36 protein-coding genes and 1 tRNA gene are annotated in these 24,293 nt (G+C 70.0%); 5 read left to right on the top strand and 32 right to left on the bottom strand.

Annotated elements, in window-relative coordinates:
• Positions 1-19: 19 nt before the first annotated feature.
• The 30 genes from Tbon_RS02255 to Tbon_RS14480 all read right to left on the bottom strand — a co-directional run bounded on the left by Tbon_RS02255 (position 20) and on the right by Tbon_RS14480 (position 19,117).
• Entirely contained in the window at positions 20-859 is an 840-nt protein-coding gene (locus tag Tbon_RS02255) for a hypothetical protein (RefSeq protein WP_158066103.1), read from the bottom strand.
• Positions 856-3,399, bottom strand: a complete 2,544-nt coding sequence (locus tag Tbon_RS02250; protein WP_158066102.1) for a phage tail tape measure protein — start codon at positions 3,397-3,399, stop codon at positions 856-858. Before Tbon_RS02250 ends, Tbon_RS02255 begins: the two co-directional genes overlap by 4 nt.
• On the bottom strand, positions 3,384-3,524 hold the full coding sequence (locus Tbon_RS13675; RefSeq protein WP_192498071.1) for a hypothetical protein: 141 nt from the start codon (positions 3,522-3,524) through the stop codon (positions 3,384-3,386). Before Tbon_RS13675 ends, Tbon_RS02250 begins: the two co-directional genes overlap by 16 nt.
• 35 nt (positions 3,525-3,559) lie before the next feature.
• Positions 3,560-3,946 carry a hypothetical protein gene (locus Tbon_RS02245; RefSeq protein WP_158066101.1) on the bottom strand — a complete coding sequence of 129 codons (387 nt, stop codon included), beginning with the start codon at positions 3,944-3,946 and terminating at the stop codon, positions 3,560-3,562.
• Positions 3,943-4,935 carry a hypothetical protein gene (locus tag Tbon_RS02240; RefSeq protein ID WP_158066100.1) on the bottom strand — a complete coding sequence of 331 codons (993 nt, stop codon included), beginning with the start codon at positions 4,933-4,935 and terminating at the stop codon, positions 3,943-3,945. The genes Tbon_RS02245 and Tbon_RS02240 overlap by 4 nt, the downstream gene beginning before the upstream one ends.
• Positions 4,922-5,119 (bottom strand): hypothetical protein, encoded by a 198-nt coding sequence (locus Tbon_RS02235; RefSeq protein ID WP_158066099.1) that lies wholly within the window; start codon positions 5,117-5,119, stop codon positions 4,922-4,924. The genes Tbon_RS02240 and Tbon_RS02235 overlap by 14 nt, the downstream gene beginning before the upstream one ends.
• Positions 5,116-5,556: a hypothetical protein gene (locus Tbon_RS02230; protein ID WP_158066098.1), complete on the bottom strand. Its 441-nt coding sequence runs from the start codon at positions 5,554-5,556 to the stop codon at positions 5,116-5,118. Before Tbon_RS02230 ends, Tbon_RS02235 begins: the two co-directional genes overlap by 4 nt.
• Positions 5,553-6,089, bottom strand: coding sequence for a hypothetical protein (locus Tbon_RS02225; protein ID WP_158066097.1), 537 nt, complete (start codon positions 6,087-6,089; stop codon positions 5,553-5,555). Before Tbon_RS02225 ends, Tbon_RS02230 begins: the two co-directional genes overlap by 4 nt.
• Positions 6,089-6,862 carry a hypothetical protein gene (locus Tbon_RS02220; protein ID WP_158066096.1) on the bottom strand — a complete coding sequence of 258 codons (774 nt, stop codon included), beginning with the start codon at positions 6,860-6,862 and terminating at the stop codon, positions 6,089-6,091. The genes Tbon_RS02225 and Tbon_RS02220 overlap by 1 nt, the downstream gene beginning before the upstream one ends.
• Positions 6,862-7,041 carry a hypothetical protein gene (locus Tbon_RS02215; RefSeq protein ID WP_158066095.1) on the bottom strand — a complete coding sequence of 60 codons (180 nt, stop codon included), beginning with the start codon at positions 7,039-7,041 and terminating at the stop codon, positions 6,862-6,864. Before Tbon_RS02215 ends, Tbon_RS02220 begins: the two co-directional genes overlap by 1 nt.
• Positions 7,042-7,051: 10 nt before the next feature.
• Entirely contained in the window at positions 7,052-8,257 is a 1,206-nt protein-coding gene (locus Tbon_RS02210) for a phage major capsid protein (RefSeq protein ID WP_158066094.1), read from the bottom strand.
• Positions 8,254-9,027: an HK97 family phage prohead protease gene (locus tag Tbon_RS02205; RefSeq protein ID WP_192498070.1), complete on the bottom strand. Its 774-nt coding sequence runs from the start codon at positions 9,025-9,027 to the stop codon at positions 8,254-8,256. Before Tbon_RS02205 ends, Tbon_RS02210 begins: the two co-directional genes overlap by 4 nt.
• 34 nt (positions 9,028-9,061) lie before the next feature.
• Positions 9,062-10,300 (bottom strand): phage portal protein, encoded by a 1,239-nt coding sequence (locus Tbon_RS02200; RefSeq protein ID WP_158066092.1) that lies wholly within the window; start codon positions 10,298-10,300, stop codon positions 9,062-9,064.
• Positions 10,301-10,309: 9 nt separating this feature from the next.
• Complete coding sequence (locus tag Tbon_RS02195; protein WP_192498069.1) at positions 10,310-11,845, bottom strand: terminase TerL endonuclease subunit; 1,536 nt, start codon at positions 11,843-11,845, stop codon at positions 10,310-10,312.
• Entirely contained in the window at positions 11,787-12,374 is a 588-nt protein-coding gene (locus Tbon_RS13670; RefSeq protein ID WP_192498068.1) for a hypothetical protein, read from the bottom strand. The genes Tbon_RS02195 and Tbon_RS13670 overlap by 59 nt, the downstream gene beginning before the upstream one ends.
• 115 nt (positions 12,375-12,489) lie before the next feature.
• Positions 12,490-12,810, bottom strand: a complete 321-nt coding sequence (locus tag Tbon_RS14485; protein ID WP_158066090.1) for an HNH endonuclease — start codon at positions 12,808-12,810, stop codon at positions 12,490-12,492.
• A gap of 373 nt (positions 12,811-13,183) precedes the next feature.
• The gene (locus tag Tbon_RS02180; protein WP_158066088.1) at positions 13,184-13,717 is read right to left on the bottom strand and encodes a hypothetical protein; all 534 of its coding nucleotides are present in this window, start codon (positions 13,715-13,717) and stop codon (positions 13,184-13,186) included.
• Entirely contained in the window at positions 13,707-13,922 is a 216-nt protein-coding gene (locus tag Tbon_RS02175) for a hypothetical protein (protein ID WP_158066087.1), read from the bottom strand. The genes Tbon_RS02180 and Tbon_RS02175 overlap by 11 nt, the downstream gene beginning before the upstream one ends.
• Positions 13,919-14,308 (bottom strand): RusA family crossover junction endodeoxyribonuclease, encoded by a 390-nt coding sequence (locus tag Tbon_RS02170; RefSeq protein WP_158066086.1) that lies wholly within the window; start codon positions 14,306-14,308, stop codon positions 13,919-13,921. Before Tbon_RS02170 ends, Tbon_RS02175 begins: the two co-directional genes overlap by 4 nt.
• A complete protein-coding gene (locus Tbon_RS02165) occupies positions 14,301-14,543 on the bottom strand; it encodes a hypothetical protein (RefSeq protein ID WP_158066085.1) in 243 nt (80 codons plus the stop codon). Before Tbon_RS02165 ends, Tbon_RS02170 begins: the two co-directional genes overlap by 8 nt.
• Before the next feature lie 82 nt (positions 14,544-14,625).
• The gene (locus Tbon_RS02160; RefSeq protein WP_192498065.1) at positions 14,626-15,219 is read right to left on the bottom strand and encodes an ATP-binding protein; all 594 of its coding nucleotides are present in this window, start codon (positions 15,217-15,219) and stop codon (positions 14,626-14,628) included.
• 157 nt (positions 15,220-15,376) lie between these two features.
• Positions 15,377-16,294 carry a hypothetical protein gene (locus Tbon_RS02155; RefSeq protein ID WP_158066083.1) on the bottom strand — a complete coding sequence of 306 codons (918 nt, stop codon included), beginning with the start codon at positions 16,292-16,294 and terminating at the stop codon, positions 15,377-15,379.
• 2 nt (positions 16,295-16,296) lie between these two features.
• Positions 16,297-16,503 (bottom strand): hypothetical protein, encoded by a 207-nt coding sequence (locus tag Tbon_RS02150; RefSeq protein WP_158066082.1) that lies wholly within the window; start codon positions 16,501-16,503, stop codon positions 16,297-16,299.
• Complete coding sequence (locus Tbon_RS02145) at positions 16,500-17,369, bottom strand: hypothetical protein (protein WP_158066081.1); 870 nt, start codon at positions 17,367-17,369, stop codon at positions 16,500-16,502. The genes Tbon_RS02150 and Tbon_RS02145 overlap by 4 nt, the downstream gene beginning before the upstream one ends.
• Positions 17,366-17,626: a LexA family protein gene (locus tag Tbon_RS02140; protein WP_192498064.1), complete on the bottom strand. Its 261-nt coding sequence runs from the start codon at positions 17,624-17,626 to the stop codon at positions 17,366-17,368. Before Tbon_RS02140 ends, Tbon_RS02145 begins: the two co-directional genes overlap by 4 nt.
• Positions 17,623-17,946: a MarR family transcriptional regulator gene (locus Tbon_RS02135; protein ID WP_192498063.1), complete on the bottom strand. Its 324-nt coding sequence runs from the start codon at positions 17,944-17,946 to the stop codon at positions 17,623-17,625. Before Tbon_RS02135 ends, Tbon_RS02140 begins: the two co-directional genes overlap by 4 nt.
• A complete protein-coding gene (locus Tbon_RS13665) occupies positions 17,943-18,275 on the bottom strand; it encodes a hypothetical protein (RefSeq protein ID WP_192498062.1) in 333 nt (110 codons plus the stop codon). The genes Tbon_RS02135 and Tbon_RS13665 overlap by 4 nt, the downstream gene beginning before the upstream one ends.
• Before the next feature lie 103 nt (positions 18,276-18,378).
• Positions 18,379-18,633, bottom strand: a complete 255-nt coding sequence (locus tag Tbon_RS02130) for a hypothetical protein (protein WP_158066078.1) — start codon at positions 18,631-18,633, stop codon at positions 18,379-18,381.
• A 26-nt stretch (positions 18,634-18,659) separates the two neighbouring features.
• Positions 18,660-18,893 carry a helix-turn-helix domain-containing protein gene (locus Tbon_RS02125; RefSeq protein ID WP_158066077.1) on the bottom strand — a complete coding sequence of 78 codons (234 nt, stop codon included), beginning with the start codon at positions 18,891-18,893 and terminating at the stop codon, positions 18,660-18,662.
• Entirely contained in the window at positions 18,890-19,117 is a 228-nt protein-coding gene (locus tag Tbon_RS14480) for a helix-turn-helix domain-containing protein (RefSeq protein ID WP_158066076.1), read from the bottom strand. The genes Tbon_RS02125 and Tbon_RS14480 overlap by 4 nt, the downstream gene beginning before the upstream one ends.
• Positions 19,118-19,198: 81 nt before the next feature.
• Between Tbon_RS14480 and Tbon_RS14475 the strand changes: the two genes are divergently transcribed.
• The 3 genes from Tbon_RS14475 to Tbon_RS02105 all read left to right on the top strand — a co-directional run bounded on the left by Tbon_RS14475 (position 19,199) and on the right by Tbon_RS02105 (position 22,219).
• Complete coding sequence (locus Tbon_RS14475; RefSeq protein WP_158066075.1) at positions 19,199-19,648, top strand: helix-turn-helix transcriptional regulator; 450 nt, start codon at positions 19,199-19,201, stop codon at positions 19,646-19,648.
• Positions 19,649-20,320: 672 nt separating this feature from the next.
• Positions 20,321-21,061 (top strand): thermonuclease family protein, encoded by a 741-nt coding sequence (locus Tbon_RS02110; protein WP_192498061.1) that lies wholly within the window; start codon positions 20,321-20,323, stop codon positions 21,059-21,061.
• A gap of 33 nt (positions 21,062-21,094) precedes the next feature.
• Positions 21,095-22,219, top strand: coding sequence for a tyrosine-type recombinase/integrase (locus Tbon_RS02105; RefSeq protein WP_158066073.1), 1,125 nt, complete (start codon positions 21,095-21,097; stop codon positions 22,217-22,219).
• A 146-nt stretch (positions 22,220-22,365) separates the two neighbouring features.
• On the opposite strand, the gene Tbon_RS02100 is transcribed toward Tbon_RS02105, so the two are convergent.
• Positions 22,366-22,439 (bottom strand) — tRNA-Gly (locus tag Tbon_RS02100).
• A 51-nt stretch (positions 22,440-22,490) separates the two neighbouring features.
• Here Tbon_RS02100 and Tbon_RS02095 point away from each other — a divergent pair.
• The gene (locus tag Tbon_RS02095) at positions 22,491-22,991 is read left to right on the top strand and encodes a pyridoxamine 5'-phosphate oxidase family protein (protein WP_158066072.1); all 501 of its coding nucleotides are present in this window, start codon (positions 22,491-22,493) and stop codon (positions 22,989-22,991) included.
• A gap of 40 nt (positions 22,992-23,031) precedes the next feature.
• Positions 23,032-23,472: a CBS domain-containing protein gene (locus tag Tbon_RS02090; protein ID WP_158066071.1), complete on the top strand. Its 441-nt coding sequence runs from the start codon at positions 23,032-23,034 to the stop codon at positions 23,470-23,472.
• Between the two features lie 17 nt (positions 23,473-23,489).
• Here Tbon_RS02090 and Tbon_RS02085 read toward each other — a convergent pair whose 3' ends face one another.
• Positions 23,490-24,278 carry an enoyl-CoA hydratase/isomerase family protein gene (locus Tbon_RS02085; RefSeq protein ID WP_158066070.1) on the bottom strand — a complete coding sequence of 263 codons (789 nt, stop codon included), beginning with the start codon at positions 24,276-24,278 and terminating at the stop codon, positions 23,490-23,492.
• Positions 24,279-24,293: the final 15 nt, after the last annotated feature.

Below are 24,293 nucleotides of genomic sequence, written 5' to 3'. Positions count from 1 at the left end.
CCGCACCACCACGCGCGTGTCATCCCGCATAGGCGTCCACCCATGTCAGCGTCACCGTGACTGACGGCGATCCGCTGTCCTGCTCGTATCTGATCGTGGCCACGCCGGGGCGCAGCTCGAACCACGGCACCTGCCACGCTGGCAGACTGACCGATGAGCTCACGTCCGTCCACGTGGTGCCGCCGTCGGTCGACTCGCGCGCGGTCTGCGCCCATGCATCGAGCTCGAGAATGGCCCCGCTGACCGCCGCGGTCCTGCTGCACTGGATTGTGGCGCCGCCGGCCATGTCGACGATCCGCGGGTTCGCGTACCCACCCACCGTGCCGGCCACCAGCCTGATAGTGACCCGGCCGGTCGGACTGGTGCCGCCGATGGTGACGGTCTGCTGCTGCCCGCTCGATATCACCGTCCACTGGGACTGCAAGGCTGTCTCGGACCACCACGGGGAGAGCCGCTGCCACTGGACAGAGACGGCCTGCCGCAGCCAGGAGTATGCCGAGACCGTGTAGTTGGGCGCCTGCCGGAGCCGCGCCTCGCACCACAGCCGGCTGCCGTCGGGCAGCTCAGCCCACAGTTTTCCTCGCCCGATGCGCTCCAGCGTCCGCTGGATGTCCATCCACTGGGCGATGGATGCCTGCGGGTCCGGCGCCACCAGCGCACATCGGACGGTCTCGACCGCATCGGAGCGCGGAGCGCGCGCCCAGCCGAGCAGATCGACGGCGTAGTCTCGTCCGACGGCCTGGGTCGCGGCGACCCTGATGCCGGACTGGGCCTGCCACTCGTAGTCGGCCTCCGGGATGTTCCAGCCGATGGTGGGGTCCCAGCGGTCCTCGAACCGGGTGATGCGCCACGGCCTCACATCACACCTCGCGCACGCAGGCTGGCGGCGAGCCCGTGACCGAGGTCGGACGCGAACCGCTCGGTGTCCTGCTCGCCGGAGATGGTCACCGGGCCCAGGACCTGCACGGTGACCTGCGGGCCGCCGGCGCCGCGCACCGCGCCTGCTACCGCGGCGGCGATGGCGTTGGGCAGCACCGCGGCGCCGGCCGGCATCAGCACCAGTTCGGGGCCGCTCTCACCCACGAGCGCGAGTCCTGCGCGGGTGATGATGCCGCCGCTCGCGAGGCGCGGAATGTCCGGCGGGTCGATGTGGATATCTGGACCGAGCGGGTTGGGAATCGTGAACTCCAGTGCCCTGTTGAGCCGGTCGATGACGAACTCGTTGATGAAGGACTTGATGGCCCGGCCGACCGTCTCCGCAATGTCCGCGGCGAACCCGCCGACGGCCGAGGCTGCCGATTTCAGGCCGTCGAAAATCGCGCCCATCAAGTCCTTGCCCGCGTCGAGGAGCTTGGGAACGAGGTCGAGGAGCTTACCGGGCAGTTCCGTGAACACGTCGATGATCTTCTGGCCCATCTCCTGCATGAGCTGCCACCCGTCGGTCTTGACGGTCTCCCAGATCGACTTCGCTGCCCCCCAGATCCGCGGGCCAATCTCGCCGAAAAACGTCACGAACCCCTCGAAAATGCCCTTGATCGTGTCGATCCCGTTCTGGACGAGCGCCTTAATCCCGGTCCAGACCGTCTCGCCGATCTGCTTAATGCCGTCCCACGCGCCCTGCCAGTCGCCCTTGATGAGGGCAGTCACGGTCTGGATGACGCCCCGGATGACGCCCAGTACCGTCTCGATGATGATCCGCACGTTGTTGAATGCCCCCTCGACCAGCGCCGCCACCATCTGCACCGGCCCGCTCATGATGTCCGTGATGGTGCCCCAGTGCTGGCGCACCTGGCCGACCACGTCGCGCACACGGTCGATGATGGCCATGAGCAGGCCGCCAAGTTCGGCGACGATGGCGCCTACCTGCCCGGCCACCCGGCGGAACGTATCCTCCAGCTCCTGCAGGATCGGGAAGCGCGCCTTGAGGTCGTCCCAGTGGGTCACGAGCAGGTAGATTCCCGCGCTGATGGCGGCCACTGCGGCTACCACCGCGAGGACCGGTGCGGCAGCCACGACCATGCTGGCTGCGAATGCACCCGCAGCAACGGCGGCAGCGGCGAGCGCGGTCACAAGCACGCCCCCGATTGCCGCACCGACCGGGCCGCGGATGTCGTCGGCGTGACGCCTGAGGAACTCACCGAACTGCTCAAAAACGGGCCGAACTTTATGGTCGATGAGGTCACCGAGCGCCTGCAGGGGCGGCTCCAACCTGTCGCGCAGGGCCGCCGCGACGGGCTCCACCATGTCGCGGGCTCTCTGTATCGACTCCCCGACCTTGTCGATGACGACCGGCAGCTTCTCGGCGAGCGCACCGAGGGCCTTGTCGGCCAGCGGGGCGATCGCGGCGCCGATGGAGATCATCGCGACCGACGCGTTGGCCTTGATGCGCGCCCACGTACGCGCGATACCCTGGTCCATCTTGTCGAAGGCCGCATCCGTCGCGCCAGCCGACTTCTGCATCTCCTCCAGCGCCGACATCATCGCCTCGGAGTTTGGCCCGGAAATGAGGAGCGCCGCGCTCGCGGCCTCGACAGAACTGAAGAGGTTCCGGAACTCGTCATCCGGGATCGAGCCCCGCATGATGTTCAAGGCCTGCGAGAGATTGCCCCCGCTGCGGATGAACTCGGGGAAACTCTTACCAGAGATGCGCTCGAACTCCTTGGAGATATTGGTGGACTCCTTGCTGAGTTCGACCATGAGGGCCCGGAGCTGAGTGGTCGCCACGGAGGTGGGCACGCCCCGGGCCGTCATCACGGCCATGGCGGCGCCGACCTCCTCGAACTTGATTCCGAGCGAGGCGGCAGTTGGGATGACGTTGAACAACGTTTTGCTGAGCTGATCGAAGTCGGTTTTCCCGAGCCGAACAGTTGTGAAAATAATGTCCGACGCCTTGGCAAAGTCGATCGTCGACGGCCCGTAAGCGTTGACCACGGTGGTGAGCGCGTCGACTGCGGTGGTCATATCGGCCGCGCCTGCGGTCGCCGCCTTGAAGGAGGTCTGCAGGAAGTCGATAACGTTATCCGCGGGGACGCCAGCGGAGAGCGCCTGGTAGAGCGCAGGCACGACCTCGTTCGGCATGACGCCCAGGTCGGATGAGAGCTTCAGGACCTTGTTGGAGAGCTCGCCGAGCTGCTGGTCGCTGAAGGTGGGGAGAAGCGTGGCGACCTCGTTCATCCCCTTCTCGAACCCGGCGAAAGCTGTGACCGCTGCGGTGCCGAACCCTGCAAGAGCGGCGCCACCGGCCAGGGTCGCATTGCCCAGCTGCTCGAAGCCGCGCGCGGCGAAATCGCCCACCTTGGCCAGCTTGCCGCCGAGGCCCTCGGCCTCGTCGCCGATGCCCTTGAGGACACTGGTCGCCTCATCGACGGCCTTGACCACGAAGCTCAGCGCTGCTGCCATCGGCGGCGCTCCTCATCGGCGATGTCGGCCTCGGCGGCCATGAGGGCCAACGCGGCCTCAACGGCCCAGAGCGGCTCATCGAGCACCTCCGACGGCCGGCACCCCCACATCCTGGCGAGCATCACCACGATGGCCTCCCCGGGCAGCTCTGCACGCCCCCTTAGGGCCCTGGCGAGCTGCCCTGCTGAGAGTTTGGGCGAGACGCCTCATACAGCTTGTCGATGCGCTCGGCCAGCCAGTCCCCCAGCGCCGGGTCGAGCCGTTCGATCAGCTCCCGCGTAACCGGGACAGGGGATGGGTCGCCATCGGCCGCCCGAAGGGACCACCCGACGATGGAGCGACAAAGCAGCTCCAGCTGAGCCCGGCCGGTGTCGATCTGGAGCTGCACGCCGTCCGGCGTCTGGATGGCGCCCGAGACGGCCATCGCGCGCAGCTCGATGTGGTCGCGATAGCTGAGCGCGGCGCGCACCTCGACCCAGTCGTCGCTGCCGTCGAACTCGCGGAGGGAGATCCGAACCGTCTCGCCCGGTGTAGCAAACCGCCTCACAGCCCACCCCCGGCGATGTTGTTTTTGACCGTCACAAGCACCAGTTTCTGCGCAGTCGGGTCGTAGACGCCCTCCAGCGAGAGGCTCACGGTGACGACGCCGCCATCCGACCCGAGCGACAGGTCATCCCCGAGCCTGGCCGACAGGTCGACCTGGATCGAGTTGTTGGCGTCGACGACACCATGCAGGCGTACGAACGCGGGGCTGTTGGCTCGCCAGCTGGCAATGCGCGCGGCGCCGACGGCGTCGAGCAGCATGTCGAGCTTGAGGCTGGCCTTGACCGGCCCGGGCTTGAGCAGGCTGAAATCGAGGTCGGCGCGGTTCTCCAGCGTGTAGTCCGGCTCCCAGCCGGTCTCGATCTCGAACTCGGCGCCCTTCACCGTCGTGGTCAGCAACGTCGTGCCCAGCGCGGCCCAGGTCGCGTCCCAGTAGACGCGGAACAGGCCGCCGGGAATGAGCGTGCGCTGGGAGTAGGGCGTAGCGTTCGCCGGCGTGATGGACTGCCGGGCCCTGCCGAACCCCGAGTACTTCAGTTTGGCGATCTCTGTCGGGCTGACCGAGAGCCCGAGTTTCTGGGTCACGCAGTAGGCCGCGCCCGCGACGTAATGGTTCGTCGCACCGTCGGACTCCGCGAGCTCGATGCTCATGGTGGCGATGGTGCCGGGGTCGGCGGAGCCGAGGTCTGGCTCGAACGCCCACGTGTACGGCCCGCTCCCCGTCGGGGTGACCGACCGCAGGCCGGTGAGGAGCGGCCAGAGGATCTCCTCAGTCGACGCCTCGGTCTCGATCTCCCACGTGGTGGCCCGCTGCACAACGACGCCGACACCGCCGGCCGTGCCGCGTACCCCGTGGGGGTATTCGCTGCGGTAGGTGGTGCGCTGCTCGCTGAGCTTGGCCCCACCGCGCAGCAGCCGGGTCGCCGCGACCGCCGTGCCAGCGGTCGTTTCTTTCCCGACCTGGAATCGTCGCAGTTGCTCAATCGCCGGCATTGGCGTCCTCCTGCTTGCTCGTCTTTACCTGGCGCCCGCGAGCCGGCGCCTCGCGGTAGAGGCCGCTGGCCAGTTTGGCGGCCGCGGCGGTCTCGTCGGGCTCGTCGTGGTCTGCGGCCACCCAGCCCTCGGGCAGCGGCAGCGTGGTGTCGGGCCCTGTCGGGCCGGTGTAGATCAGCCTCATGGCTGCAGCACCCCCTGCTGGTCCTCGACGACGTCCACCACGATGCGCCCTCCGACGTAGATGATGCCGCCCCAGTCGAGGGGCAGAGTCCACGAGACCGTGTAGCTCACCCAGCGCGCAGACGGCGACAGCACCACGTCGGCGTGCAGCCGCTCGATGATGGCCTCCATCGCCTGCAGTGCCGTAGCCACGTTGAGCCCGACGTCCCACCGGCCGGTGAGGACATCGATGTAGATCGGCGTGGTCCGCAGCTGGCCGGCATACGCCGTCACCGGGTCGCTCGTCTCCGGGTAGACGAGCACCGCCGGGAACTCGGCAACAGCCGGAGGGATGGCCTGCGCCCCAACGCCAGCGGCGTGGTAGACGCGGGTGATACCCACTGCCGACTGGACCGTGTCGGCCACCGCGGTCACGACGCCCGGCATGTCCCACGTCACTGCTCGCCTCCCAGCCGCTCCCACGTCTGCTCGATGCCGCGCTCGACGGCCTCGATGAGCGCCGGGCGGGCGGCGGCAAGGGCGCCTCCGCCCTTGATGCCGATCCACGGGCGCTCAGGTTGCCCGCGGCGGGACCTGAACGGGCGGCCGCCGAGGGCGCGGACCGAGCCCTTGCCCCTGGCCCGGCCCTTCCAGCCGCGATACCAGATCTGGCGTCCGAACTCGTAGGAGGCCGCGCCGGGGTGTCTGATGTTCAGGGTTACGCGCGGCGACGTCCCGCCCGAGGCGCGGCTGACCGCGCCTCGCTTGATCTTGCGGCCCATCGACCCCGGGGCCGCCGACTTGAGGGCGGGAATGAGTACCTCGTCGACCGCGCGCTCAAACGCCCCACGGATCTCCGGGCTGTCGGTTCCCAGCGCCCGGAGCTGCTTCCGCACGCGCTTCAGCTCGCCCTCCTCGATCTGCAGCTTGATGTAGATCTTGCCGGACTGCTTACGTTTCGCGAGCGACTCACCGCCGACTGGCCTGCCCATCACGCCACCCCCGGCAGCCGGAACCGCTCGACCGCGTCGCGGATGTCGGGATAGACCCCCTGCCACGGCTGGCCGGCACCGACCTCCGAGCTCGCGAGCACGCCGGCGAACCCGGCCACCTGGTCGGTCAGCCGCCGGATGACCTGCATGAGCGCCGCCTCGGTGATGGCGCCGGGGTAGACGCGGCGGTAGACCGGCGTTCCGGCCGGATGCGGAGCCGCCACCGTCCCGTTGACGCCGCGGGTGACGGTCGCCGTCGAGCCGGATGCAGCCACCACCTGCACCTGCTCGTCGCCGATGGCGAGCACATCGCCAATGTCGAGGTCCGACTGGCTGAAACTGGCAGAATTCTGCGTCGCGTCCATCGGCGCGGTCAGCGTGCCGGCCGGAGCGACCGTCCAGCTATAGCCCCAGAGGCCGGTCAGCCGCAGGTACGGGCCGGTGCAGTACGCCATCAGGCGGGCGTGGTGCGGTGCCGTGCCGTCCGCGAGCAGCGTCCAGCCGGTGAGCGGCGTCCAGGTCTGCCCGTCGCCGCACTCGGCCAGCTCGACCGAGATGCAGTCGGGCACGATGGTCGACGTCCGCCCGGCCGCCACGATGAGCGTGCCCCGGACGGCGCCGAACCGCCGGTTGCACCAGTCGTCGATGCGGCGGGACGTGTGGGCGATGAGCGGGTGCAGCACCTCGTCGGGGGTGCCGGCAGTCGTGAGCCGGCCGCGGGCGCGCACCTCGCTGGGGCGCACGTACCAGTCGACCGGCTCCGGCAGCACCATCAGCTGTCGCCCCTGCGCGCCTGGCGGCTGCCGCGGCGCTCGGTCTCAGCTCCGCCGGTCCCTGCGCGGCGGAGCACCTCCTCGGCGTCGGCGCCGACGAGGACCCGCGCAGCGCGCGGGTCCCCCTCAGCAACCGGACGCCCCTCCTCGTCGACGTAGATCCGGGTGGGGTCGGTCATGCTATCCCCCCTAGGCGAGGGTCACCTCAGCGAACGCGCTCGGCCGGAACACGGCGAACGCGGCCCGCAGGTCCATCCGGATGGTCTTGATGCCGGCCGTGAACCCCGTGCCCGAGTAGCCCACCTGGATGTCGATGTTGGAGCGCATGGCGAGGGCCGAGTAGTTGGCCCAGTCGCCAACCACGACCTTGCCGGCCGGGATGGCCGACGTCTCGACGACCCGCAGGCCCCAGATCGGCATGGTGAGGGAGCTGGACGGCGGCCCGAAGAGGTACTGGCCGTCCGTGCTCTTCGCCAGCCGCACCGCCTGGAGGTTGGTCGGGTGGATGACGATGGCGTCGGGCTGCGCATAGCCGGTCGTGCGGCAGGCCACGATGCCCTTGTAGATCGCATCGAGGACCGTGTCCGTGCCCTGCGACACGGCGTTGATGCCGCTCACGTTGCGGACGCCGCGGAGATTGGGCGCCGTCCCGTTGCCGTTGAGCAGCTGGCTGTCCAGCCGCTGCCGGATCATCTCCGACAGGCGGGCCCGGATGAGGTCCTCGACGGCCGGGTCATCCTCGAGCTGCTCCTCGGTGACGGGGATGTTGACAGCGACCTTCTGGACCGGCTCGCTGACCTCTGTGTAGGCGAGGCTGGCCTCCGGGTAGGCGCCGCCCTCAGCCACCTCAGCCGCCGCGTTGGTGAACGTCGATTCGCGGACGTACTTGAAGGCGTTCTGGACCGTGCGGATCATCGGCGGCAGGTCCATGACGAGCGTCGGCCGGGTCGGGGTGACCTCGACTCTGCCGGACCGGAGCGTCTCGGGCGGGTAACCAGCGCTCGTGGTCATGAGCGCCTTGAGCTCGAGCGGGGCGAACGACACGCCCTGGACCGAGCCGGCCGGCGCGCCCTTGAGGGCGACTGCCAGCCGCGTGGCCAGGTCGCCGCGGGGCGAACCAGAGCCGGAGATGAGCGCCTTGCTCTCCTCGGCGAGCTCGCGCCAGCTCTCCACCTCGGCCATCGCGCCGAGCACGGCGCGCCGGTTGAGGAGCTCGGCGAACTGCTTCTGGTCGGCGATGAACCGTTCCGCCTTGGCCGAGTTCGAGATGTCGCCGTAGACGGTGACGCCGGAGAAGTCGATGTCGCCGGCGTCGGTCTTGACCGCCTTGGCGGCCACATGGTCGAGCCGCTCCTGCAGCGTGAGCAGCTCCCGGTTGATGGTTTCGATGCTCACCTGAGCACCTCCTCTGCGAGTGATTTGAGCGCCGCGTAGCGGTCCAGCATCGCAGCGGGAACCACGATGCCGCGCGCATCTGCGGCCTTGCCGGCGTCCCCCGGTGCCTGCGGGTCCGCCGCCTGCAGCAGCTCCTCGAGCCGGCCAGCAGCCTCGCGGAGTGCGCCGAGCAGGTCGGACAGCAGGGCACGGTTGGCGGCGGAGAGCATGCGCCCCTCCTTGGCGCGCAGGGCAGCCAGCGCCTCTGCGCGCTCGACCATGTCCGCCAGGTCGGCCCGCAACCCGGCGGCATGATCGCGGAGCGGCCGACCAGCGGATTTGAGCGAGTCGGTCCGCGTCGCGATACCGGCGCCAACCAGCACCGGGGACACCTCGAGCACATCCATCGCCTGGATGACCCTGACGGCCCTGCCGTCGACGATGTCATCCGATGAGCGCGTCACGTAGTAGGAGAACGACCACTCCTGGGAGGCGCCCCTCTCCCTGAGCACCTCGTAGTGGTCGCGGCCAGCCGTCGTCCCGAGATACAGGCGCCCGCGTGCAACCGCCCGTTCGCCCTCGACCGAGAGCGTCGCCTCGCCGATCGGCAGGTCGCTGAGGCGATGCCCCCACTGCATGATCGGCACGGTTTTGCCCGCCGGGACGGCCTCGGGCAGGATGATGTCGCCGTCACGGTCGACCACGCCCAGCGTGGCCCATGTGACCTCGATCTCGCCGGTCGCCTCGGCCGGCGGCGCCGCCGCCGAGAACAGCTTCTGCTCCATCTCCATCGCTGGGATTGTCCGACCTGGCATGTCACCCATCTCACTGCTCCGGGATGTACTCGGCGCCGGCGCGCGGCGGCACCTGCGTGACCTGCATGTTCAGCGGCGTGAGGACGTTGTCCCCGGCCTCGCCGATGCCGGGCAAATCCTCGAGGTCTCGGATCTCGTTGATCGTCATCAGGCCGGCCTGCCGCGCGGCGTTGTAGGCGGCGAATCGGCTCTGGAGGTTGCCCTGCAGCAGCGCCGACGGGTCGATGCGGATGAGGTAGTCGGTGCCGGCGCAGAACGCGTCGGTCAGAGCCGACTCCAGCAATGCGATGTAGGGCCGGAGCGTGAGCGTGATGAACGCCCGGTTCTGCTCCTCCAGCCCGCTGCCCCAGCTGGTCGACTGGGACGCGTCGCCGAGCAGGTGGGGCGGGATGCCAAACACGCGCGCGACCTCGGTGACGGTGAACCGGCGCACGTCGAGCAGCTGCAACGAGGCCGGGTCCGCCCCCGGCGACTCGAATTTCGCCCCCTGGTCGAGCACCGCCACCCGGTGGACGTTGGGTCCGCTGTGGGCGGCCGCAAACTGCTCGGCCAGACGCCGCGCATCCTCCGGCGACAGCCGCCCGGAGACGTAGATGATGCCGCCCGGCACGCCGGCCGACGCAAAATACCGCGCCGCGTAGAGCTCGGCGGCGCGGCCGACGCCGAGGGACTCCAGCACGGCCATGACCGGGCCGCGGCCGCGCAGCCCGTCGAGTGAGCCGATGCGCAGGTGCACAAACCCGGGGCGCGGGCTGCCCCGCACCCAGTCGCGCCACTCGAGCCACGACCGGCCGTCGACCACGTACAGCCGTTCGCCCCGCGCGTCGCGGCCGACGTCGACCCGCGGAGGCTCGATGAGCGCGAGCCTGCGCGCCTCGCCGAGCGGGCCCGGCTCGGCGACGAACACGAACGCATCGCCCCAGATGAGCAGGTGCGCGAGCAGGCGGCCGATGAACTCCACCCGGGTCTCCTCCGGGTTGGGGCGGCTCCACAGGACGGCCATCTCCTCCGGGTTGGCCACACGGCGGCTGCCGTCCGGCATCGGCTCCATGATGCGCAGCGGCATGGCGGCGATCGACTGGCTGATGAGCGTGACCGCACGGTAGACGGGCGCCATCGCGAGCGCCGCCTGCTCGTCCATCCAGACGCCTGCCTGCGAGTGCAGGCCGACGACCGCTGACGCCGGCGTCTCCTCCGTACGGTCCGGGCTCCCGCCGACCCACCGGAACATGCGTCCCCACCAGGCCATGGGCTCCCCCTAGACCTCGAACACGAACAGCTGCGGAGCCTCCGGCGCCCCGTGCTGTCCGCCCTCGATGAGTGCCATGCTGACGGCCATCAGCATCGCGATGGCCGCGTCGATCTGCGCCGTCCCGCCGGCTTTCCGGAGCCGCGTGCCGCCGGAGCGCGTGTAGTAGGGGGCGGCGTCGGCGACGTGGGCGGCGAGGACCTGGTCGCCCGAGTGCACGAGCCTGCGCTGCACCACCAGCTCGTAGACCGCGCGGGTGGCCGGGACCATCCGGGCGTCCGTCTGTGGCCACTCGACCATCGGCAGGCCCTGCGCCTCCAGGTCGCTCGCGGCCCAGGTCACAAACGCCGGGTCGTAGGCGATCCCGACGACCCGGTAGCGTGCGGCCAGCGCGCGGAGGTGCTCGGCCATCTCGTCCAGCGGCATCCGCCAGTCGGCAGCCGGGGCGCCGGCCATGTCCAGCGGCCGCGACCACACCCGCGCCTGCACCGCCACCGTCCCGTCCTCGCGCACCTGCGCCGCGACGATGGCCGACGAGTCGTAGCGCGTCGACGCGTCCCAGCCCACCCACGTCGGGGCACCGTCGACGAGCGACGCATCACCGGTGCAGGCGTCCCACGCCCCCGGAGGCAGCCACCGCTGCGCGGCCAACACCCACTGGTCGAGGTACAGGCGACGGAAATCCGCCTCGGGCACCACTCCCAGCTCGCTGCGGAGGTAGGACTCGGTGACCGTCACGCCCAGCGACGGGTTGGCCGCCCTCCACGCGGCCGGGTCGCGGTAGTCCAGCTCACCGGGCGCTTCCCACCACTCGAAGTAGAACGAGTCGTCCTTCTGCTCGCCGCGCTCGATCGCTCGGCCGAGCTGGTAGAGGCGCCCGCAGCGCGACCGCCGCAGGTCGACGCCGGCGGTCGTGATGGCGATCTGGAGCGGTTGGCGCCGGGCAGCCGAGCCGGTCGTGAGCGCTGCCCACAGCTCGGATTGCTCGTCAGTCGTCCACGTGTGCAGCTCGTCGAGGATGACCCCGTGGATGTTGAGCCCGTGCCAGCTCGACCCGCGGCTTGTCAGGCGCTGAAGGTAGCTATACGGGTCGGCGCTCGACGTGATGCGCGAGGCGCCGACCTGGCACGCCGCCGCCAGCGGGCCCATCGTGACGATGCGCCGCGCCGCCTCGAACACGAGCCCGGCCTGGTCCTCGCTCGACGCGGCCGCGTAGACCTCCGCCGACGGCTCGCCGTCGGCCAGCATCAGGTACAGTGCGAGCGCCGCGGCGAGCTGGGTTTTGCCGTTTTTCCGTGGGATGCCAATCAGCGCCCGCCTGTATCTCCGCAGCCCGGTCGCCGGGTCGACCTCGAACAGCCGCTGAATGGTCCTGCGCTGCCATGGCAGCAGACGGAATGGCTGGCCGGTCCACTCGCCGTTGGTCAGCACACAGTGCCGCTCGATCCAGTCGATGACGTGCCAGCCGAGCGACCAGTACTCGCGGTCACGCTCCTGCACCAGCGCCGGGCGCGGCCTGGCTGTCGGCAGTGTCGCTGTTGCCATCGCCGTCATCATCGGCGATGGCCTGCACCCCACCCGGCCGCCACGGCTCCGGCGCCGGCTCATCGAGCACCACCACCGCCGGCGGCTCCGCCTGCTCCGACTGGGCGGCCAGCCGCTGCTCGCGCTCGCGGCCGGAGAGCACCTGCAGCTGGAGTCGGAACCGCGCGAGCGGCGTCAGCCCGAGGTGCTCGCGGATCCGGTGCAGGTGCCGCTCGACCTGGGCCATCCGCGAGACCACCGGCGGGGTCATCTCGCCGGCCGCCATCCGCGCCCGCAGCCGTTCCTGCTCATCGACGAGCAGAACGTAGTCCCGCAGAAGGGCAGCATCAGCCGGGAGCTCGACCGCGGCCCGCACGGCCGAGCCCCAGAACTCCCGCCAGGCCTGCCGGCCGGCAGGGCCGACATGCCGCAGCTGCCGGGGGAGGGACGGCACGGTCCGGTCGCCGTCATCGACGACCTGCAAGGCCCTCGCACGACCGCCCCGCTTGTTGGCGAGCAGCTCGACAGGCTTCTGGCGCCGTGCCGGCATCGCTACCGCCTCGGCTCCCCGGGCCGCAAGCACCTCGCTGGCCGGGGGAAGGGCGAAGGTGGACGCGCGCGATTTTGGGTTGGGGGCCGCGCTTCCGCCAAAGCTTCCAAACTTCTCAACTCCCCCTCCGTCTTCGCCAAGCTCTCGTCACGATGCGATGGCACCTGCCGCATACCGCGCGGAGGTTGTCGAGCGCGTCGCTCCCACCGTCCGCCCGCGGGACGATGTGGTCGACCTGCTGCGCCGGCTGGCCGCACAGCTGGCATCGCCCGCCGTCGCGCGCCAGCACCTGCTCGCGCAGCCGTTGCCAGCGCCAGCCGGATCCGGTCGGCACAGCCGCCGGCGAACCAGACGTCACCTCGAGGGCGGCGCACCTCGCGCAGAGCGATCCCGACTGCGTCCGCTGACCGCACCGGAGACACAGCCGCGCCGGCATCACCGCAACCCCTGCCGGCGCCGACACTGACGCCAGCGCCACGATGCCGCGCAGCTGAACGAGCAGAACCGGTGGGCAGCCCGCGCCCTACCGCCCGCCGCGGCCGAGAACACAGTCCCGCACTCGACGCAGACATACTCCCCCCCTGGGGTCGCCTCGACCCCCCCCTCCCCCGGAAACCACGCATACCCCCCCCATGGGCCCGGGGTCGACCTGATGTCCTCCCCCCACGTCTGCAGCGCCCGGACGCAGTGCCTGACCCCGGCCACGCTCAGCCCGGTCTCGGCAGCGATGTCCTCCGCACGTACCGGGACGCACGGCGACTGCCGGAGAATCGCGAGCACCCACTCCTGCATCGGCGTCAGCATCTGCGTCAGCATCGGCCCCCGCGCCGGGCGGCCAGCTCCGCCACCGCCTGCCGCCAGTAGTGAGTCGCCAGCGCCGTCTCCTCGAGCGAGTCGACGGCGGCCTGCCGATCGGTGACGCGCAGCCGGTACTGGTGCCCGGTCTCGACCTGCAGACCGTCCCTGCCGGCCGCCAGCGACAGGATGGTCCGCACACGTCTCCGCACCGGCTCCGGCTGGTCGAACACGCGGCTGAGCAGCACCCACCGGTTGAGCGGCACACCCTGCACGAGCTCGACGGCGGCGAGGTAGGCGTCCGCCAGCCGCCCAGCCGTGTGGCGCATCCACGGCGTCTGGATCTCGCCGACCGCCTGAAGCGGCGTTACCTGCTCGCGAGACGTGGCCCGCCAGAAATGCCGGCCGCAGAGCCCCTCATGCTCTCCCTGCCGCTGGCACCCCGGCATCGAGCACGGACCAGCGTGAGCCGGCTCGACGCGGCGCGGGCCGAGCGTGTCCCAGCCGTCCACCAGGTGCACATCCCGTCGGCCGACGTCAATCCACATCTCGCCCCCTCCAGATGGCGAGCTCGTCCTCCAGCCCCTCCCAGTCTGCCGGGTCGGCGTCGAGCCGCAGCGCCGGCAGCCCCACCGGCACCTCGCGCTCGAGCGTCAGCACCAGCTCCTGCCGGTCGCGGGTGCCGCTGGCCCGCAGCCCAGCGATGCGCCAGCCGGCGTAGGTCGCTGCCAGCCAGCCCCAGTCGATGCTCACTCGATCACCTCCAGCTGCACCAGCACGCCCGGGCCAGCATCCCGGTCGCACCGGATGGATCCGATCTCGAGCCACCGCCACGAGTCGTCGACGATGACCCCTGCGTCGACGAGCCCGTCGAGCAGCGGCTTGCATGACGCCAGCGCGTTGTCGGGGTCGCCGGGACGGTAGTGCCCATCTGCGCCCCCGCGCAGGCCAAACGTCAGCGACAGCCGCACCGGGCGGTCACCACGCCAGCCGCATCGCGCGGCAGCCTGGCGTGCGATGACGCCGACGGCCGCCCGGTAGCCGCCGATGGCGCGCATCCTCGCCAGCCGAGAGGCGTGGTTGTTCGGGCTCGCCTCACGCGGCGGCAGCGGCAACTGCAGCTCCAGCACGTCAGCCATCCATGTGCTCCACGAGCAGGTTGTCGAGCGCATCGACGAGCGCGCGGGCCTGGCGCGCAGTCAGCCACGCGACCGTGATGCTCAGCGGCCCGAACCGCTTGGCCGCCGGCGCCGGATAGAGCCGCAGCACCAGCCGCAGGCGGCCAACCTCGTCCCTGACCGGCTCGCAGCGGAGGACGGCGCCTCCCTCGAGCCGCACCTCCTCGACCGGCACCGTCACAGGCGCGGCACTCATGCGGCACCTCCCGAGACGCGCCGCACGCTGCAAGGTTGCGGCCCGAACCTTTCATCCCGCCGGCAGGCATGGCAACAGCCTTTCATGCGGCACCTCGCGGCGTCATCCGCCGGTCTGGCCCTGAGACCTGCACCACGACCGACGACGCGGTGTCGACCAGCCGCGACCTGACCCGCGGCGCCAGCTCCTGCAGCGTCAGGTTCGTTGTCACCACCATGGGCAGCGAGTCCCGGTAGCGGGCGTCGATGAGCCCGAACAGGCGCTCCTCTGCCCACTCGGTGCCGCGGTGGGCGCCGAGGTCATCCAGCACCAGCAGCGGCACGCGCAGCATCTGCTCCTGCACGTCGTCGAGCGACTCGGTCGCTCGGTCGGGGTCGGCCGTGCGGCGCAGGCGGTCGAGCAGGTCGACCACCGGCCAGAACTGACCCTGCACACCGTGGCGGGCCAGCACCTCGCGGAGGATGCCGCAGGCAAGGTGCGTCTTGCCGACGCCGCGGTCGCCCGCGAGGAGCAGCACCGGTTTCGGCGGCGGCCACGATGCGACGTAGGCCTCGGCTGCGCGGCGCGGTCCACCATCCGGCGGCTCCCAGTTGGCGATGCGGGCCTGGGCGTAGCGCGCCGGGATGCGAAGCCGCGCCTCGGGCGGCGGCGGAGGAGAGCTGCCGCGTGCGCTCACGCCGCTGCACGCCGGGCAGAGCTCAGAGCGACCGAACTGCGCATGCCCGACTGGCCAGCTCCGGCGGATGCGCCCGGCGTCGCGGCAGACGCAGCACCGGTGCCGCAGCTCCGGAGGCTCGACGTCGTCAGAGCCGCAGCCGGGGCAGACGACCGGGTCACTCCACGAGCGCGCCGATTGCCCGGAGCTGAGCGAGGACAGGATCGTCCCGAGGTGAGTCATCGCGTCGAGCCTCCTGGAGAATGCCGCGGAGATTCCGCGGGAATGGGAGCTGGCGCCGGCGCCGGCACTCGGCGATTGCCTGGGCGACCAGCTCGTGGGCGCCGGCGTAGTCGCGCCCGAGCTGCGCAGCCTCGTCGAACGTCAGCGGGTCCGCGGCGTATTTCCGCGGCATTGCAGTGAGCACGAGGTCGCGGATTTCGCGCACCTCGGGCGGCTCATCCGGCGCATCCAGCCAGTCGTCGCTCGAGGGCGGAGACCGGTCGTCGTCGTCAGCAGCGCGCGACGCGCGCGCCGAATGTGACGACGACGAGCGAAGCGAGGAGGAGTCACATTCCGGGTACGGGATCGGGATCGGGTACGGGTGCATGGACATGTCACGGTCATTGGTCATGGCACCCGGCATGGCACCAGCTGTGGCATCTGGTATGGCATTTGCCATGGCATTTGCCATCCCGGTTGCCATCGCCGTGGACGTGTCACTGCCTATAGATAAGGAATGGCTGGTGCCATGGTCTGACGGTGTCTCCTGCCATCGCCGAGCGGCGCCCATGCGTCCAGCCTGCGCCCGCCTGGAGCGGCGCTCCTCGAGCGAGGAGCGCGATGGGTTGTAGCACAGGAAGTCGTGGATGGCCCAGCCGCCATCCACGCGCTCCCAGAGTCCGGCACGTTCGAGCTCCCTCACAGCTGCCTGCGTCCCGCGCAGGGACGGCAGGATGCCAGGCTCGATGACGCCGTCCGTCTCCAGCGCAGCTGACCAGCAGATCGCATTGACATGCAGGCGGAAAGCCCTGTCAGAGAGCCCGGCGATCTTTGGGTGGCACCAGAAGTCATCGGAGAGCTTCGCCCACGTCATCGTCAGTTCCTCCCCAGCCAGGCGATTCCAAGAGGGTGCAGCAACCCGCGATGCCACAGCGCAGCCGGGCACGCGCCAGGCGGAAACACACGAGCTTCGTCCGGGCTCAGCACGCCGAATCGAGCCTCGTAGACCACCATGAACCGCCGCACGTCGGCCATGACGACACCCGGCCGGCACACGTACCAGAACGGGATGCGCCGGCTCACTCGAGCAGCTCCGCGGCGTTGCGGCGCACCCACCGCTGAACCTCTGCGACCAGCACCACGTGGTCGGCGTCCGGGTTGTGACGGAACCACCGCGCCACGCGCTGCGACGCGGTCAGCCCATGCGCCTCATCGCCCAGCGATTCCTCCAGGAATGCCAGCAGCTGCGGCTTGGTGAGCCCGTTGGCCTTCAGCGTCGTTGCCAGCGCCTGCCACCGCTCCGGCGTGAGCTCGTCCTGGCTGTCCGCCGGCGCCGGCGCTGCAGCGCGGCGCCCAGGCTGCGGCCGCTCCGTGTGCTCGATGACCTCCCCGGTGATCTCCCCGGTCTCCCGGTCGACAACCGCCGGCCGGGCGCCTGGCACGCTCTCGGCCTCGCTCTCGTCGAGCCAGCCGAGACCGACGAGCGACAGGGTCGCCCGGCGCTTCGCCTTCGTCTCGGCCTTCATGATGGCATTGGCGAGGGGCTCGCCCTTGAGGCCTGCTACCGACACCGCGCCGACGGCCTCGTCCGTCCGCCCGTCGCGCGAGGTCGCGCGGGCCGTCACCACGTACAGGCCCGCCTCGGCGAGCATCTCGCGGCTCGTGATCTCGACGGAGATGCCGCGGCTGGCGCGGAGCTGGTCGGTGGCGGTGCGGGTCGCGTAGAGGACGAGGCGGCCGTTCAGGGTGAGGTAGTCGAACGGCTTCGTCAGCGGGTTGAGGCCCAGGCTGTCGCAGACCGACCGGTAGTAGGCCACCCGCTGCGCCGGGGTCAGGCGGGCTAGGTCGCCGGCGATGACCACCTGCTCGAGCAGGGCGCCGGCGTCTGGCTGGGCCGGGACGTCGGCAGCTGGAGCCGGCGGCTCGGCAAGGGTTGGCTGAGTTGTCATGCGGTCACCTCCGCTGGAGTTGCTGAGTCGAGGGCTGCTCGCCCGGCGTCGGTGATGCGGATGGCCCGCGAGCGGGCGAACCACGCCATCCGTACCCAGCCGCGGTCGATGAGCCTGCATGTGCCGTAGAACGCCACCGACACGTGCCGGATGCCGACCCGCTGGGCGAGCTCCCGGTAGGTCGGCGGCACGCCATGCTCCTCGATGTGGGCGGCGATCGCCCGGAGGAGCTCGAGGTCGGAGACAAGCGGCCTCACAGCAGCACCCCCTGGCGCTCGGCCGGCCACCACGTGACCTCCGGCCGGCCAGACGGCGCCCGGCGTGGCTCACCCTTCCGCACAAGCCCGGCGCGCTCGAGGTCGGCCAAACGGCGGTTGGCGGCGTAACGGTCGAACCGGCCGCCAGACAGCTGCGCGAGCTCGGATGCCGTCAGCCCGGGATGGTCGCGCACCGCGGCGAGGAACCACGCCGCCTGCGTCCGGGCCGCACCCGATGCGTTGAGCTCGCTGGCGGCCTGCCTCGACGTCCCGGGGTCGAGGGCCCGGTAGCGGGCGCGGACGATGGCGGCCCCGCTCATCGTCGCACCTCCCGGGCTGCATGCCTGACGACCCAGTCGCCGATGCGCGACATCGCCATCAGCCATGTCCAGCCGTTGATGCGCGGGCCGCCGAGCGCTGCGATCACGCCCTCCCGCACGAGTCTCCATGTGATGACGTCGGGGTACGGGTCGCTGTCCCGCCACGCATCCGGGGTATCAGGGGGCACGTCGAAATCGACCAGTGGCTCGGGGTCGAGGCGCTCGAGCACCGTGGACGCGCGCTCGACGTCCCATCTGCTCACTGCGTCGTGCAGATCGAGCAGCCCCAGCAGGGCGTCCTGCACCTGCTGTCCGCTGCGAGCCGTCATCGCCGCACCTCCCCGAGGAAGTCGCGGACGACGACGGCGCCGAGGACGAGCGCCGAGCCCACGAGGACGGACTGGATGAGGATGGTCGCGATGGCAGCACCGCTCATGCCCGCTCCCTCCACACTGCATCGATCTCGGCGTGCCGCTGGTTCTCCCAGCGGTCCCGCTCGCGGAGCCTCCGGATGAGCCGTTGCGCCTCGACGAGCCGCTCCTCGGCGATGAGAATCTCCGCCACCTCCAGGGCGGCGGCCTCCCACTGGTCATGGGGCTCGAGCTCGTGCCGGAGCGCGAGCGCCTGTACTTTGGCCTCCTCGAGGAGGCCCTGCGTGCTAATTGGTCGACCTGGACGTGCTACCATCTGTGTGCAACCTCCTAGTGGTTGGTCTAAGCAGCCCTCGGGCCCCCACCCGGGGGCTGCGCATTTCCGGCGCTCGCAATCACGCCATCCACCCACGCGCGCGGGATGAGCACCCGCCGCCCCAGGCGGATGTGCGGCACCCGCGGCCGGCCGTCGCGGTGATGCCGCATCCACTCGCGCAGAGCGGACTCGCTCACCCGCAGCACGCGTGCCGTCTCGGCGACTGTGAGCAGCGGGCTGTCGGGCATCCAGCCGCTCATCTCTCGCCCTCCGCAAATGCCTCCATGGGAACGCCGAGCACCGGCGCAAGGCGGGCCACGTACTCCCAAGAAAGTGGTCGCCGGCCAGTGAGAAGCTTGCTCAGGACGTCTCTGCGAATCCCGGATCGTTCGGCAATCACCATGTGCCTGAGGCCCGATGCCTCGACCAGCTGGCGCAGGCGGACGTTGCTTGGAGAGGTGCGGTGTTTGGTGCCAACATTCATTGCTGGGACACAATGCCAAATCTTGGCGAGAAAGTCAATTGAGTTCGGCGCAGCTGCCTACGTGACTGCTAGACTCGGGCCGTGACCGAAACTCGCCGGGCCGTCTCCATCCCTGTTATCCTGCGCGAATTTTTAGACCGCGAGCGAATGACCCAAGGCCAACTGGCCGTCAGGCTGCAGGTAAACCCGTCGCAGGTCAGCAACTGGCTCAGCGGCAAGGCGAATCCGTCCCTCGAAAATGCGCTAGCCATCGCTCGAGTCACCGGTCTCCCGGCCCGGCAGGTTCTCGAAGCCGCCGGTTACGCGGCGCCGGATGATGTCCAAGCACCGCCGATTCCTCCCTGGTTGGCCGATCTTCTGGCTCAGCTGAACGATCGCGAACTTGAGATTGTTGGACTGACAGCGCGAGGACTCCTTCGGCTTCGAGAGGAGAGGGCACAAGCCGAGGCCCAGCAACCACCCGCACCCCAGCCGCCTCCAGCTGCCGAGCCAGCCGCTCCGCAGCCTGGGCGCCCTCGACGTCGACAATGAGCACGACCTGCATGACCCCACCCTTAGAACTAATGTTCTACGCGGTGCCCATGCTAGCAGACGGGGAAGCGACCATGGCCATGCCATGTGACATGTCGTCGCCAGATGTCGCGATGGAGACGCGACAGAAAGTCGTTACCACACGGCAGGTCGGACTCGCTAGAATCGGCGATCACCGATGATCGGAGCCAGAGAGTGATGGATCCCAGGGGCGTGATGCGGTCGGCAATAAGAGCCACGGGGAGAGCGTCCGTGGCGGCAGCACGAGCTGGTGCGCGGTGGTCCGCTGTGGCAGCGATGCGCACCTGGCGCTGGTATCGAGGGCGCAGCACGAGGGCGCAGGTCATCATTGGCGTGATCGTCGGCCTGCTGCTGCTCGGGGCGATCGGCTCAGCCGCCGATGATGAGCCGAGGCAGCAGGCATCGCCGGACAGCGAGATTTCTACCCCGACACCGACGCGTACACCCAAGCCCTCGCGGACCCCAACAGCGACGGCAACGCCCAAGGCGACACCCACGGTGACAGCGACCCCAACGCAGGCGCCCAGCCCGACCAGCGCTGCAGCAGCCGCTCCGCCTACCACGCCCGGCGCGCCGGCTGGCAGCCCTGGAGCGCCCAGCGGCTTTCCTGCCGCCTGCATTCCGTCACGCCAGCCCGAGGATGCAACGCTCGTGCGCGTCATCGACGGTGACACCATCGACGTAACCATTGGCTCCACGACCGCACGTGTGCGCTACATCGGAGTCGACACACCGGAGCGTGGCGATCTGTTCTACAGCGAGGCGACCGAGGCTAACCGCCGGCTGCTAGGTGATGGGCGCCTGAAGCTCTATCGGGATGTCTCCGAGCGAGACCGCTATGACCGACTGCTGAGATTCGTGGTTGCGAGCGACGGCACATTCGTCAACCTGGCACTGGTGCAGCAAGGATTTGCCCAGGTGGCGACGTTCCCGCCAGATGTCGCGTGCGCAGAAACGTTCCTATCCGCCCAGAGGGAGGCGCGGGAGGCCGGGCGAGGGCTATGGGGCAGCGGCAGCGCAGCACCGGCTCCCCAGCCGACCCCAGCATCTCCTCCACCTCCACCACCGTCGCAACCGACTCCCACGCCGCCACCTCCGCCGCCGCCGCAGCCTCGGCAGCTGACAATTGTGAGCCTCACATCGCCCGTCAAGGCAGGTGCGACTGCAAGGCTGACTGCTCAGGCATGGGCGGGCGCCGGCTGCACCATCACCTACATCACTCCGTCTGGGCGCACATCCACCGCGCAGGGTCTCATTCCGAAGACGGCGGGGCCTGATGGCGCCGTGTCATGGAGCTGGACCATTGGGTCCAACACGAGCCCCGGCACGGGATCGGTTACGGTCGCCTGTGATGGCATCACGGCTACAGCACCGATCACCATTGTCAACTAACGCTCCGGCCAACTGAGACTGTGAGGGCAGGCGATGCGCGGCAGCATCCAGCGCCGGGGTGACCGCACCTGGCGCATCAGCGTCGAGCTCGACCGCGACCCGGAGACGGGGCGCCGGCGGCGCATCTGGGAGACTGTCGCGGGCACCAAACGCGACGCTGAGGCCCGCCTCGCCGAGCTCGTCCGCGAGGTCGAGACCGGCATCGCCGCCGAGCCGAGCCGGCTGACGGTCGCCGACTGGCTGCGCCAGTGGCTCGAGATGCGCAGGCCGCACCTGCGCGAGACGACGCTCGAGCGCTATCGCACGGCAGTGCGCGTGCACCTCATCCCATCGCTGGGCCGGCATCGCCTGCAGGAGCTGCGGCCGCTGCACGTCCAGGCGGCCTATGCCGGGTGGCTGGGCGCCGGCCTGTCACCGACGACTGTGGCCAGTCTGCACCGCGTGCTGCACCGGGCGCTCGAGGATGCCGTCCGCCTGCAGCTGCTGCCGCGCAACGTCACCGATGCCGTCGAGGCGCCGGCCCCGGGGCGCCGGCTGCCCGACCTGCAGGCAGTGCGTCCGTCCGCGGTGCTGGCATCCCTCGCGGACGTGGGACACCCGTGGCGCGCGCTCGTCGTGCTGGCGCTGCACACCGGGATGCGCCGCGGCGAGCTGGCCGGGCTGCAGTGGGGCGACGTCGACCTCGATGCTGCGACGGTCGCCATCCGCCGGTCGCGCACCATCACCCACCGCGGCACCATCGTCGAGGGCCCGACGAAATCCGCAGCGGGCGAGCGGGTCGTGCCGTTGGCCGCCGACGCCGTGCGTGAGCTGCGCGCATGGCGCCGGGAGCAGCTCGCGCTCCGCATGGCAGCGGGCGCCGGCTGGGCCGGGGACGAGTGGGTGTTCACCGCCGGCATGGAGGCGGTGCGGCCCGATGCGATCACCGCCTGGTGGGGCAGGCACGCACAGCGGCACGGGCTGCGCCTGCGGCTGCACGACCTGCGCCACGCCGCCGCGACGCTGATGGCTGAGCGCGGCGTCCCACCGCGGGTCATCGCCGAGGTGCTCGGCCACAGCCGGGCCAGCTTCACGCTCGACGTCTACGCCGGGACCCCAGACATGACCTCCCGCCGCGCGGCAGTCGAGACCCTCGCGAGGGCGCTCCGCGAGGGCTGAACAGTCCCCCGGCGCCGGCGCCCATCAGACAGCACCGCGTCATCCCCTCCATCCCTGCGATCCAGCCCGTAGCCAAACGGTAGCCAACTGTTGAGGCGGCTAAGCAATTCTGGGGGCTCAAGGCGTCAATTATAGATTCGGAAAACTGGAGCGGGCGGCGGGAATCGAACCCGCACCTCAACCTTGGGAAGGTCGCGTTCTGCCATTGAACCACACCCGCCCGCTTCGCCTGTAGGATAGCACCTCGCACCACTCCAGACGAGGTCCCTCGATGCCCATCCCTAAGGAACTCGCACTCACCCCCGACGAGCTCGACGAGCTCATGCTCACCACCTGGAACATGCGCATCGCCACCATCGGCCCGGGCACCCGCATCAACCTTACCCCGCTCTGGTTCGGCTGGGCCGGCGGCAAAATCTACACCTACTGCCGCGGCCAGAAGGTCGAAAATCTCCGCCGCAACCCAGTCTGCACCGTCCTCGTCGACCGCAACGAGCGGTTCCCCGAGCTCCAGGGCGCGATGTTCCAGGGCACGGGCCGCGTCCTCGAAGACGCCGTCGCCGAAGCTGCCGACCCCCACCTTGAAGAGGTCCGCTGGCAGATGGGCAAGAAGTACGCCGGCGGCCACGGCGAGCCCACCGAGCCCCGCCGCAACGACGCCACCGCCCGCGGCCGGAACTGGCGGTGGGTCGTCGTCACCCCTGAGCGCATCGTCACCTGGGACAACTTCAAACTGCCCAGCCTGCGGCGCAGCCGCCAAACGGGCGCTTGACAGGCACGTATACTGGGAATCTACCGGCAAGGAGGTTCCCATGTACGGCTTCGTCAGCAGCGTCCTCGCCGAAAAAGGCCGCCACGTCTACACGATCGAACGGACCGCCACCGTCGCTGAGGCCGTCCGCCAGATGAACGAAAAAGGCATCGGCGCCCTCCTCGTCGTCGAAGGCGACCGCCCCATCGGCATCTTTACCGAACGCGACGTCCTCCGCAGGGTCGTCGATGCCGACCGCGACCCTGCCCTCACCCGCGTCGCCGAGGTTATGACCCGCGACCCCGTCACCATCTCTCCGGAGTGGCACGTGGAGGAGGCGATGCAGCTCATGACCAGCCGCCGCTTCCGCCATCTGCCCGTCATCGAAGATGGCCGCCTCGTCGGCATGATCTCGATCGGCGACCTCCTCCGCTGGGTCACCATCCACCAGGAAGACCACATCCGGGCGATGACCGACTACATCACCGGCCGTCTCAGCTGATCGGCCAGGCCCGCCGGTCACCGCCCCTTGAAGACGGGCTCCCGCCGTTCAACGAAGCTCAGCGCGCCCTCCCGGTGGTCCTCGGTGGTGAAGAGGTAGGCGAGGGCGTTGCCGATGAACTCGCCCATCCCGGCCATCGTGGCGTGGCGCGAGCGGCGCAGCCCTTCTTTCATGTAGCGCATCGCGATCGGCGGGTTCGCCGCAATCTTCTTCGCCAGTCCCATCGCCGCCGGCAGGAGCTCCTCGTGGGGAACCACCCGCGACACCAGCCCGATCGCCAGCGCCTCCTGGGCGCTGATGACATCGCCGGTGAACAGCAGCTCCGCCGCCTTCGACGGCCCGACAATCTGCGGCAACCGCCACAGCCCGCCGAGGTCGGCCACCAGGCCGCGCTTGATGAACAGCTCCCCGAACTTCGCCTGCTCCGACGCAATGCGGATATCCGCGAAGAGGGCCAGGTCCATCCCCCAGCCGACTGCATGGCCGTTCACGGCCGCGATCACCGGCTTGTCGCACTCGAGGATGGCCGCGGCCGCCGGCGTGGGCCGGGGCTTGACCTCCCGCAGGCGGGTGACGGTCTCATCCCGCTGCTCCCCGAGCATGATCTGCTTCACATCGTCGCCCGAGCAGAACGCCCGCCCTGCGCCCGTCAGCACGATGCACCAGGCGTCCGGGTCGCGGTGCAGCTCCCGGAACGTCTGCTCCAGCTCGGCGTACATCTGCCGGTTGAGCGCGTTCATCACCTCCGGCCGGTTCAGCGTCACTACCGCGACCCGGCCGTCCCGTTCCACCACGATGTGCTCCATGCTGCCCACCTCCCC

It is taken from the genome of Tepidiforma bonchosmolovskayae (assembly GCF_008838325.1).
Taxonomy (GTDB): domain Bacteria; phylum Chloroflexota; class Dehalococcoidia; order Tepidiformales; family Tepidiformaceae; genus Tepidiforma; species Tepidiforma bonchosmolovskayae.
Note: the sequence above shows the minus strand (reverse complement) of the source record. Positions and strands in the feature narration are given on the sequence as shown.

Bases quoted from the DNA above. Each gene is read 5' to 3' on its own strand.
- Tbon_RS02135 (WP_192498063.1), bottom strand. From the start codon at position 17,946: ATGAGCGGGGCCGCCATCGTCCGCGCCCGCTACCGGGCCCTCGACCCC.
- Tbon_RS02130 (WP_158066078.1), bottom strand. From the start codon at position 18,633: ATGGTAGCACGTCCAGGTCGACCAATTAGCACGCAGGGCCTCCTCGAG.
- Tbon_RS02240 (WP_158066100.1), bottom strand. From the start codon at position 4,935: ATGCCGGCGATTGAGCAACTGCGACGATTCCAGGTCGGGAAAGAAACG.
- Tbon_RS02235 (WP_158066099.1), bottom strand. From the start codon at position 5,119: ATGAGGCTGATCTACACCGGCCCGACAGGGCCCGACACCACGCTGCCG.
- Tbon_RS02180 (WP_158066088.1), bottom strand. From the start codon at position 13,717: ATGTGGATTGACGTCGGCCGACGGGATGTGCACCTGGTGGACGGCTGG.
- Tbon_RS02085 (WP_158066070.1), bottom strand. From the start codon at position 24,278: ATGGAGCACATCGTGGTGGAACGGGACGGCCGGGTCGCGGTAGTGACG.
- Tbon_RS13670 (WP_192498068.1), bottom strand. From the start codon at position 12,374: ATGCCGGCACGGCGCCAGAAGCCTGTCGAGCTGCTCGCCAACAAGCGG.
- Tbon_RS14480 (WP_158066076.1), bottom strand. From the start codon at position 19,117: ATGAATGTTGGCACCAAACACCGCACCTCTCCAAGCAACGTCCGCCTG.
- Tbon_RS02145 (WP_158066081.1), bottom strand. From the start codon at position 17,369: ATGACAACTCAGCCAACCCTTGCCGAGCCGCCGGCTCCAGCTGCCGAC.
- Tbon_RS02165 (WP_158066085.1), bottom strand. From the start codon at position 14,543: ATGAGTGCCGCGCCTGTGACGGTGCCGGTCGAGGAGGTGCGGCTCGAG.
- Tbon_RS02225 (WP_158066097.1), bottom strand. From the start codon at position 6,089: ATGGGCAGGCCAGTCGGCGGTGAGTCGCTCGCGAAACGTAAGCAGTCC.
- Tbon_RS02170 (WP_158066086.1), bottom strand. From the start codon at position 14,308: ATGGCTGACGTGCTGGAGCTGCAGTTGCCGCTGCCGCCGCGTGAGGCG.
- Tbon_RS02195 (WP_192498069.1), bottom strand. From the start codon at position 11,845: ATGGCAACAGCGACACTGCCGACAGCCAGGCCGCGCCCGGCGCTGGTG.
- Tbon_RS02220 (WP_158066096.1), bottom strand. From the start codon at position 6,862: ATGGTGCTGCCGGAGCCGGTCGACTGGTACGTGCGCCCCAGCGAGGTG.
- Tbon_RS02200 (WP_158066092.1), bottom strand. From the start codon at position 10,300: ATGGCCTGGTGGGGACGCATGTTCCGGTGGGTCGGCGGGAGCCCGGAC.
- Tbon_RS02095 (WP_158066072.1), top strand. From the start codon at position 22,491: ATGCCCATCCCTAAGGAACTCGCACTCACCCCCGACGAGCTCGACGAG.
- Tbon_RS14485 (WP_158066090.1), bottom strand. From the start codon at position 12,810: ATGCCGGCGCGGCTGTGTCTCCGGTGCGGTCAGCGGACGCAGTCGGGA.
- Tbon_RS02155 (WP_158066083.1), bottom strand. From the start codon at position 16,294: ATGACGTGGGCGAAGCTCTCCGATGACTTCTGGTGCCACCCAAAGATC.
- Tbon_RS02215 (WP_158066095.1), bottom strand. From the start codon at position 7,041: ATGACCGACCCCACCCGGATCTACGTCGACGAGGAGGGGCGTCCGGTT.
- Tbon_RS02090 (WP_158066071.1), top strand. From the start codon at position 23,032: ATGTACGGCTTCGTCAGCAGCGTCCTCGCCGAAAAAGGCCGCCACGTC.
- Tbon_RS02125 (WP_158066077.1), bottom strand. From the start codon at position 18,893: ATGAGCGGCTGGATGCCCGACAGCCCGCTGCTCACAGTCGCCGAGACG.
- Tbon_RS02105 (WP_158066073.1), top strand. From the start codon at position 21,095: ATGCGCGGCAGCATCCAGCGCCGGGGTGACCGCACCTGGCGCATCAGC.
- Tbon_RS02205 (WP_192498070.1), bottom strand. From the start codon at position 9,027: ATGGAGATGGAGCAGAAGCTGTTCTCGGCGGCGGCGCCGCCGGCCGAG.
- Tbon_RS13665 (WP_192498062.1), bottom strand. From the start codon at position 18,275: ATGACGGCTCGCAGCGGACAGCAGGTGCAGGACGCCCTGCTGGGGCTG.
- Tbon_RS02250 (WP_158066102.1), bottom strand. From the start codon at position 3,399: ATGGCAGCAGCGCTGAGCTTCGTGGTCAAGGCCGTCGATGAGGCGACC.